General features: G+C 74.5%; 7 protein-coding genes and 1 pseudogene. 5 read left to right on the forward strand and 3 right to left on the reverse strand.

What is annotated here, in order from left to right:
* Nucleotides 1-340 precede the first annotated feature (340 nt).
* The 5 genes and pseudogenes from dnaK to bla form a co-directional block, all read left to right on the forward strand.
* Complete coding sequence (gene dnaK / locus MHY85_RS18900; protein WP_239199493.1) at nucleotides 341-2203, forward strand: molecular chaperone DnaK; 1863 nt, start codon at nucleotides 341-343, stop codon at nucleotides 2201-2203.
* Entirely contained in the window at nucleotides 2200-2829 is a 630-nt protein-coding gene (locus MHY85_RS18905; RefSeq protein WP_158370681.1) for a nucleotide exchange factor GrpE, read from the forward strand. Before dnaK ends, MHY85_RS18905 begins: the two co-directional genes overlap by 4 nt.
* Before the next feature lie 127 nt (nucleotides 2830-2956).
* Complete coding sequence (locus tag MHY85_RS18910; protein WP_239199496.1) at nucleotides 2957-3967, forward strand: DnaJ C-terminal domain-containing protein; 1011 nt, start codon at nucleotides 2957-2959, stop codon at nucleotides 3965-3967.
* A 74-nt stretch (nucleotides 3968-4041) separates the two neighbouring features.
* The gene (locus MHY85_RS18915; protein ID WP_239199499.1) at nucleotides 4042-4491 is read left to right on the forward strand and encodes a heat shock protein transcriptional repressor HspR; all 450 of its coding nucleotides are present in this window, start codon (nucleotides 4042-4044) and stop codon (nucleotides 4489-4491) included.
* Nucleotides 4492-4513: 22 nt separating this feature from the next.
* Nucleotides 4514-5425, forward strand: a pseudogene (bla, locus tag MHY85_RS22075) (class A beta-lactamase); the annotation flags it as partial.
* A gap of 147 nt (nucleotides 5426-5572) precedes the next feature.
* On the opposite strand, the gene MHY85_RS18920 reads toward bla, so the two are convergent.
* The 3 genes from MHY85_RS18920 to MHY85_RS18930 form a co-directional block, all read right to left on the reverse strand.
* Nucleotides 5573-6388, reverse strand: coding sequence for an ABC transporter ATP-binding protein (locus tag MHY85_RS18920; RefSeq protein ID WP_239199502.1), 816 nt, complete (start codon nucleotides 6386-6388; stop codon nucleotides 5573-5575).
* A gap of 31 nt (nucleotides 6389-6419) precedes the next feature.
* Nucleotides 6420-7337 carry an ABC transporter permease gene (locus MHY85_RS18925; RefSeq protein WP_239199505.1) on the reverse strand — a complete coding sequence of 306 codons (918 nt, stop codon included), beginning with the start codon at nucleotides 7335-7337 and terminating at the stop codon, nucleotides 6420-6422.
* A 61-nt stretch (nucleotides 7338-7398) separates the two neighbouring features.
* The coding region (locus MHY85_RS18930) for an ABC transporter substrate-binding protein (RefSeq protein WP_239199508.1) at nucleotides 7399-8417 on the reverse strand (1019 nt) is incomplete at its 5' end.

The following is an 8417-nucleotide window of genomic DNA, read 5'->3' on the forward strand; positions in this document are numbered from 1 at the left end:
CTGCCGACCCCGGAGGACATGCTCGCCGTCGAGGGCGCCGAGCTCGGCGGCTACCGGTACGAGATCACCCGGGAGCAGTGGGAGCAGCGCCGGGCCGCTCGCTCCTGACGCCGGCCCACCCGGGCTCGGGGTCGTGCCGCGTCGACGGCATCCGTGGCTGCGGCGGGAACATTCCGCGCTCCTCGTGAGTTGAGCGGGGTGGACTCAAGTTCGCGAGCGCGGAGTTGCACCGCGACCGACCGCGACGCAGACTTGAGCGCAGCAGGCTCAAGGCGCCACCGCCCCGCCCCGGGACGGCCGAGCGCCGGATCACGCAGCAGCACGACGAAGGAGCACAGACATGGCACGAGCAGTCGGCATCGACCTGGGTACCACCAACTCCGTGGTGGCCGTCCTCGAGGGCGGGGAGCCCACGGTCATCGCCAACGCGGAGGGCGCGCGCACGACCCCCTCGGTCGTGGCGTTCTCCAAGACCGGCGAGGTCCTCGTCGGTGAGGTCGCCAAGCGGCAGGCCGTCACCAACGTCGACCGCACGATCGCGTCCGTCAAGCGCCACATGGGCACGGACTGGACGACCGAGATCGACGACAAGAAGTACACGGCGCAGGAGATCTCCGCCCGCGTCCTCGGCAAGCTGAAGCGCGACGCCGAGGAGTACCTGGGCGAGCCCGTCACCGACGCCGTCATCACCGTCCCGGCGTACTTCAACGACGCCGAGCGCCAGGCGACCAAGGACGCCGGCCAGATCGCGGGCCTCAACGTCCTGCGCATCGTCAACGAGCCCACCGCGGCGGCCCTGGCCTACGGCCTGGAGAAGGGCAAGGAGGACGAGCTGATCCTCGTCTTCGACCTCGGCGGCGGCACGTTCGACGTCTCCCTGCTCGAGGTGGGCAAGGACGACGACTTCTCGACCATCGAGGTCCGCGCGACCTCCGGCGACAACCGCCTCGGCGGCGACGACTGGGACAACCGGATCGTCGAGTGGCTGGTCGGCCAGGTGAAGAACTCGACCGGCGTCGACCTGTCGAAGGACAAGATCGCCGTGCAGCGTCTGCGCGAGGCGGCGGAGCAGGCCAAGAAGGAGCTGTCGTCCGCGACCAGCACCAACATCAGCCTGCAGTACCTCTCGATGAGCGAGAACGGCCCGATCCACCTGGACGAGAAGCTCACCCGGGCGCAGTTCCAGCAGATGACCGCCGACCTGCTCGAGCGGACCAAGGCGCCGTTCCACGCGGTCATCCGCGACGCGGGCATCAAGGTCGCCGACATCGACCACGTCGTGCTCGTGGGCGGCTCGACCCGCATGCCCGCCGTGGCGGACGTCGTGCGCGAGCTGACCGACGGCAAGGAGCCCAACAAGGGCGTCAACCCGGACGAGGTCGTGGCCGTGGGCGCCGCGCTCCAGGCCGGCGTCATCAAGGGCGACCGCAAGGACGTCCTGCTGATCGACGTGACCCCGCTGTCCCTCGGCATCGAGACCAAGGGCGGCGTGATGACCAAGCTCATCGAGCGCAACACGGCCATCCCGACCAAGCGCAGCGAGATCTTCTCGACGGCCGAGGACAACCAGCCGTCGGTGCTGATCCAGGTGTTCCAGGGCGAGCGCGAGTTCGCCCGGGACAACAAGCCGCTGGGCACGTTCGAGCTGACCGGCATCGCGCCGGCCCCGCGCGGCGTCCCGCAGATCGAGGTCACCTTCGACATCGACGCGAACGGCATCGTGCACGTGTCCGCCAAGGACCGCGGCACGGGCAAGGAGCAGTCGATGACGATCTCCGGCGGCTCCGGCCTGCCGAAGGACGAGATCGACCGCATGGTCAAGGAGGCCGAGGCGCACGCCGCCGAGGACAAGAAGCGTCGCGAGGAGGCGGAGACCCGCAACTCCGCCGAGCAGCTCGTCTACTCCACGGAGAAGCTGCTGACCGACAACGACGACAAGCTGTCCGACGACGTGAAGACCGAGGTCCGTTCGGCCGTCGACGACCTGAAGAAGGCGCTCGAGGGCGAGGACCTGGCCGAGGTCACCGCGAAGCAGACCGCGCTGGTCACCGCGTCGCAGAAGATCGGCGAGGCGCTGTACTCGGCGAACCAGTCCGCCGAGCAGCCGGCCGCCGACCAGGCCCCGGCCGGTGACGCGTCGTCCGCGCAGGACGACGACGTGGTGGACGCCGAGATCGTCGACGACGAGGGTGACAAGAAGTGACCGACCAGCCGAACCCGCAGGGGCGCGATCCCGAGGAGGAGGCCCCGCGCGTGACCGACAAGCGGCGCATCGACCCGGAGACCGGGGAGCTGCGTGAGCCCACCGCCGAGGAGCAGGTCCTGGCCGAGGCCGAGGCGGCGGCGACCGCCGCCGAGGAGGCCGTGGTGCTGGAGGGCCTGGTCGAGGCGCAGAAGCTCGCCGCCGAGCGGCTCGACGAGCTGCAGCGGCGGAACGCCGACTACTTCAACCTCGAGCAGCAGTACTCCGCGTACGTGAAGCGGTCCAAGGCCGAGGCGCTCACCGCCCGGGACCAGGGCGTCGCGTCGGTCGCCGAGGCGCTGATCAGCGTCCTCGACGACATCGAGCTGGCGCGCCAGCACGGCGACCTGGTCGGGCCGTTCGCGTCGATCGCGGAGAAGCTCGAGGGCACCCTGGGGCGGTTCGGCATCGAGCGCTACGGCGCCGCCGGCGAGCCGTTCGACCCGCAGGTGCACGAGGCGCTCATGCACGGGCACTCGGCCGACGTCACGGAGCCGACGGTGCAGCAGGTGCTGCAGCCGGGCTACCGCATGGGCGAGCGCGTGATCCGCGCCGCCCGGGTGGCGGTCGTCGACCCGGAGGCGTGACGGGCATCATCAGGACCCACCGGCAGGGGCCGCGTCGTGACGGCGCGGCCCCGGCCGCGGGGTCGATCCCGGTCCGGGGCGGGACGCACGCCCCGGTGGACCGGACGAGAGAGCGGAAGGAGGCGTCGTGAGCGGTCAGGACTGGCTGGAGAAGGACTTCTACGCCGTGCTCGGCGTCGCCAAGGACGCGGACGCGGCCACGATCAAGAAGGCGTACCGCAAGCTCGCCCGCACCATGCACCCCGACCACAACCCGGGGGACGCGGCGGCGGAGGCGAAGTTCAAGGAGGTCGGCGAGGCCTACGCGGTGCTCTCCGACCCGGAGCAGCGGCAGCAGTACGACCAGCTCCGGGCGATGGCCGGCGGCGCGCGGTTCCGCGCGGGCGCGGGCGGCCCGGGCGGCGCCGGTGGCGCGAACGGCGGCTTCGAGGACCTGTTCGGCGGCGTGTTCGGCGGCGCCGGCGGCACCCGCGTGCGGTTCCCGCAGGGCGCGGGCACCGGCGGCGCGAGCGCGGGAGGCGGCGGGTTCGAGGACCTGCTCGGCGGCCTGTTCGGCGGGGGCGGCGGCTTCGGCCAGGGCCGCACCGCGCGGCGCGGGGCCGACCTGGCGGCCGTGACCACCCTGCCGTTCCGGCAGGCCGTGGAGGGCTCGACCGTGGCGCTCGGCGTCGAGGGGCGGACCGTGAAGGCCCGCATCCCCGCCGGTGTGCGGGACGGGCAGAAGATCCGGCTGCGCGGCAAGGGCCGCCCCGGGGAGAACGGCGCGCCCGCCGGCGACCTCGAGGTCACCGTGCGCGTGACGCCGCACCCGGTGTTCGCCCTGGACGGGAACAACCTCCGGGTGACCCTGCCGGTCGCGTTCGACGAGGCCGCGCTGGGCGCCGAGGTGCCCGTGCCGACCCTCGACGGCGGCCAGGTGCGCCTGAAGATCCCGGCGGGCACCCCGTCGGGCCGGACGCTGCGGGTCAAGGGCCGCGGCGTCACCACGACGAGCGGCACCGGGGACCTGCTGGTCACCGTGCAGGTCGTCGTCCCGCAGCGGCTCAGCGCCGCCGCGAAGGAGGCCGTGCAGGCGTTCGGCATCGCGACGTCCGGCGAGGACCCGCGGGCCGACCTGCTGGCACGCGCGAAGGACTGACGGGGCGGCCGGCGCGCCGGGGCCGCGGCCCCGGACGCGCCGGCCCGCCGACCCGGCTCGAGGAGGTGGTGGGGATGGTCTCGGAGGACGCGCAGGTCTACGTGATCTCGGTCGCCGCCGAGCTCGCGGGCATGCACCCGCAGACCCTGCGGCAGTACGACCGGCTGGGGCTCGTGCAGCCGGGCCGCACCCGCGGGCGCGGGCGGCGGTACTCGCTGCGCGACATCGCGACGCTGCGCGAGGTGCAGCGGCTCTCCCAGGAGGAGGGCGTCAACCTCGCCGGCATCAAGCGGATCCTCGAGCTCGAGTCCGAGGTGGATCGGCTGCGCCGCCAGGTCGACTACCTGCGCGCGTTCGCCGAGCCGGGACGCCGGGTGTTCACGGCGCACCCGTCCGGCGACGTCGTGGCGATGGGCCGCGGTCAGCGCCGCCGGGGCGTCCCGGACGGGGGTGCCCCCGCCGAGGACCCGCGGGCCGTGGGCGCACGCGGGGCGATCGTGCTGTGGCGGCCGGGTGCGCGCTGAGCGCCGGGCGGCGGCCGGCGCGGTGGCGCTCGCGCTGACGGCGGCGCTCGCGACGGGGTTCTCGGCGGGCACGCCCGGGGGAGCCGGCACGCGGGCGACCGCGGCCCCGGCGTCCCCGGGACCGGGCGCCACGGCGTCGCCGTCGGCACCCGCCGACCTCACCGCCGCCGTCGCGGCCGACCTCGCCGCGCTGGAGGAGTCCACCGGCCGCCGCGTCGGCGTCTACGCCCGCGACACCGGCACCGGCGCCACGGTGGCGTACCGGGCGGACGAGCGGTTCGGCTACGCGTCGACGCTCAAGGCGCTCGCCGCCGGCGAGGTGCTGGCGGGCCGCCCGGCGTCGGTGCTCGACCAGCCGCTGACGGTCGCCCCGGACGACGTGGCCGACGTCGGGCACGCCCCCGTGACCGGTGACGCGGCCGGCACCGAGCTGACGATCGCCGCGCTGGGCGCGGCCGCCGTGTCCGAGAGCGACAACGGGGCGCTCAACGTCCTGCTCCGGCACCTCGGCGGCCCGGCCGCCCTGGAGGCGGCGCTCGCGGCGCGCGGCGACACCACGACCCGGGTCGACGCCGCCGAGCCGGAGCTCAACCGGTTCACGCCGGGCGACCCGGCCCGGACCTCCACGCCGCGCGCTCTGGCCGAGGGGCTGGCGACGTACGCCCTCGGCGACGCGCTCGACCCGGCGGTGCGCGCGACGTACGTCGGCTGGCTGACGGCGAGCACGACGGGCCCGGACGCGATCCGCGCCGGGACCCCGGAGGGCTGGGTGGTCGGCGACAAGACGGGCACCGCGGGCCGGTACGGCTCCCGCAACGACCTCGCGGTCGTCTGGCCACCCGGAGGCTCGCCGATCGTCCTGGCGATCCTGACCGACCACCCGGACGAGGCCGCCGAGCCGGACGACGCCGTCCTGGCCGCGGCGGCGCGGGCGGTCCTCGCGGCGTACGACGCGCACGCAGCCGACGAAGCCGCGAGAGAGGACCTGCGCAGCGAGATAGGGCCTGCGAGCGTCCTATCTCGGCGCGCAGGTCCTCTCTCGGCGGGTGTGGGCGGTCGGGCCGCCGCGCGGGGCCCGGCTTCACGCCGCCGGGGCCGCGACCTCCTCGTGGACCAGCGCGGAGATCCGGCGCTTCAGGGCGTTGAACTCCGCGGAGGTCACGTCCCGGTCACCGGCCAGGTCGACGCGCACGATCTCCTTCACGTGGCCCGGGACCCCGTGCGCCGCGCCGCCCGCCATCACCACGACGCGGTCGGCCAGGAACACGGCCTCCTCGATCGAGTGCGTCACGAACAGCACCGTCGTGCCGGTCTCCCGGTGGATGCGGGACAGCTCGCCCTGCAGCGAGGACCTGGTCAGCGCGTCGAGCGCGCCGAACGGCTCGTCCATCAGCAGCAGCGACGGGTCGTTGGCGAGCACCCGGGCGATGGCGACGCGCTGCTGCATGCCGCCGGACAGCTCGCTGGGGTACTTGTCGGCGAACCGGGTCAGCCCGACCGCGGTCAGGAACCGGTCGGTGCGCTCGGCGACCGCCGCGCGCTGCAGCCGCGCCTGCCGGGGGCCGTACGCGATGTTCTCCCGGACGGACAGCCACGGGAACAGGCCGTAGTCCTGGAACACGACGCCGCGCTCGGGGTCGGGGCCGGCCACCGGCGCCCCGGCGACCTCGACGGTGCCCGAGGTGGCGTCCTCGAAGCCGGCGAGGATCCGGAGCAGGGTGCTCTTGCCGCAGCCGGAGGCGCCGACGACGCAGACGAACTCGCCGGCCGGGACGTCGAGGTCGACGTCGGCCATCGCGACGACGGCGCCGCCGGAGCGGGTCGGGTACTGCTTGCCGAGGCCGGCGACGCGGACGTCGGCGGGCTGGCGGGAACGGACGGTGCCGATGCGGGGCATGGTCGTCTCCTCTCGGGGTCGGGGCGCGGGGTCAGGTCAGGGTCGGGCGGCCGCGGGTGGCCAGCGCCAGCAGCCCGGTGAGCAGGCGGTCGGCGACGAAGCCGCACAGGCCGATGACGACCATGCCGGCGACGATCAGGTCGGTCTTCGACTGGTCGCGGGCCTGCGTGATCATGGCGCCGAGCCCGGTGTTGATGCCGACGGTCTCGCCGACGACGAGGATCACCCACGCCAGGCCGAGGGCCACGCGCAGCCCGCTGGCGATCGACCGCATCGACGCGGGCAGCACCACCTTGTAGAGCACCTGGGCCTTCTTGGTGCCGAGCATCGCCGCCGCTTCCAGGAGCCGCACCGGCACCTGGCGCACGCCGGCGATCGTGTTCAGCAGCACCGGGAAGAAGGCGGCGAGGAACACCAGGAAGATCGCCGAGCCGTCGCCGTAGCCGATGATCAGCAGCGTCAGCGGGGCCCACGCGGTGACCGGGATCGGCCGGGCCAGGTTCACCGTCGGCTCGAGCATCCGGAACGCGAGCGAGAACCGGCCCATCACGACGCCGAGCGGCACGGCGAGGGCGACCGCCAGGGCGAAGCCGGCGAGGACGCGCTGCGTCGACGCCCACAGGTGGGCGAGCAGCGTGCCGCTGAACGCGTCGTCCACGATGCCGCCCACGGCGAGGTCGACCAGGCGGCGGCCGACCTCCAGCGGGGTGGGCAGGAAGCCCATCTTGATCCCGAACGGCAGCTCCCACGCCTGCTGCACGCCGACGGTCCACAGGACCAGGACGAGCGCGGGCACGGGGAGGGCGAGCAGGAGCGGTCCGACCCGGAGGCGGCGGCGGGCGCGGCGCTCGGGGCGCGCCGTCGCCGGGGCGGCGGGCGTGGCGGCCTGGGTGGCGTGGGCCGGCGCGGCGGTCGCCGGGGCGGCCGTGGTGGCCTCGGTGCTGGTCATGTCGTCTCCCTCGCGGGCGGGGTGCGCCGGCCCGGGCGGACCGGGCCGGCGCACCGGGTGGTCAGGAGTCGCCGCCGGCCTCGGTGGCCTCGACGAACGTGGTGTCGAGCAGCGCGTCCACGTCGACCTCGCCGTCGATCTGCTTCAGGGCCGCCATCTGCTCGACGAGCGCCCCGACCTGGGCCGCGTACTCGTCGTCGATCTCCCAGCGCGGCCAGATGTTCTGCACCGCGGTGTCGACGACGGCCTGGTCGATGCCGAACTCGGCGACCACGCCGTCGGCCCACGCCTGCGGGTCGGCGGCCATCTGCTCGGTGGCCCGGACGTGCGTGTCGACGACCTCCTGGACCAGCTCGGGGTCGCTCTCGATGAGCTCACCGGTCGTGTAGAGGCCGATGTTCACGCGCCCCACCGGGGTCTCGTACGGCGAGGCGACCTCGACGGCGCCGGCCTGCAGCGCGGTCGACGGGCCGAGCTCGGCCGAGGCGAACGCGTCGATCCGCCCGGCCGCCAGCGCGCCCGCCATGTCGGAGAACGGCAGGTTGACCAGCTCGAGGTCGGAGTCGGCGTCCATCCCGGCGGCCTCGAGGGTCAGGCGGAGCAGGATCTCCTGCGACGAGCCCTGGGGGTACCCGACGGTCAGGCCGGCCAGGGACTCGACGCCGTCCAGACCCTCGCGGCCGATGATGCCGGAGCCGCCGTCGGCCGCCGCGGCCACCACGACGACGTCCTGCCCCGCCGCGGCGCCCGACACGGCGGACGGGACGCCCGCGACGCCGAAGTCGATGTTGCCGCTGACGACGGCGTTCTTGATGTCGGGCGAGGTGTCGAACTGCACGACCTCGAACTCGACGCCCTCCGGCGCGAGGTCCTCGTAGAGGAACGGGGCGTACAGGTGCGGCTGGCCCTTGAGGGTGCCGACGGTGACCACGGTCGGGCCGTCGCCGTCGGCCGGGGCGGCGCCCGCGGAGTCGGGGGAGCAGGCGGCGAGGCCGGCGACGAGCAGGACGGCGGAGGCGGTCACGAGGGGGCGGCTGAGGCGCACGGGGGTCTCTTCTCTCTCGGCGTGCAGGGGGTCGG

Source organism: Cellulomonas sp. ACRRI (assembly GCF_022346185.1).
Taxonomy (GTDB): domain Bacteria; phylum Actinomycetota; class Actinomycetes; order Actinomycetales; family Cellulomonadaceae; genus Cellulomonas.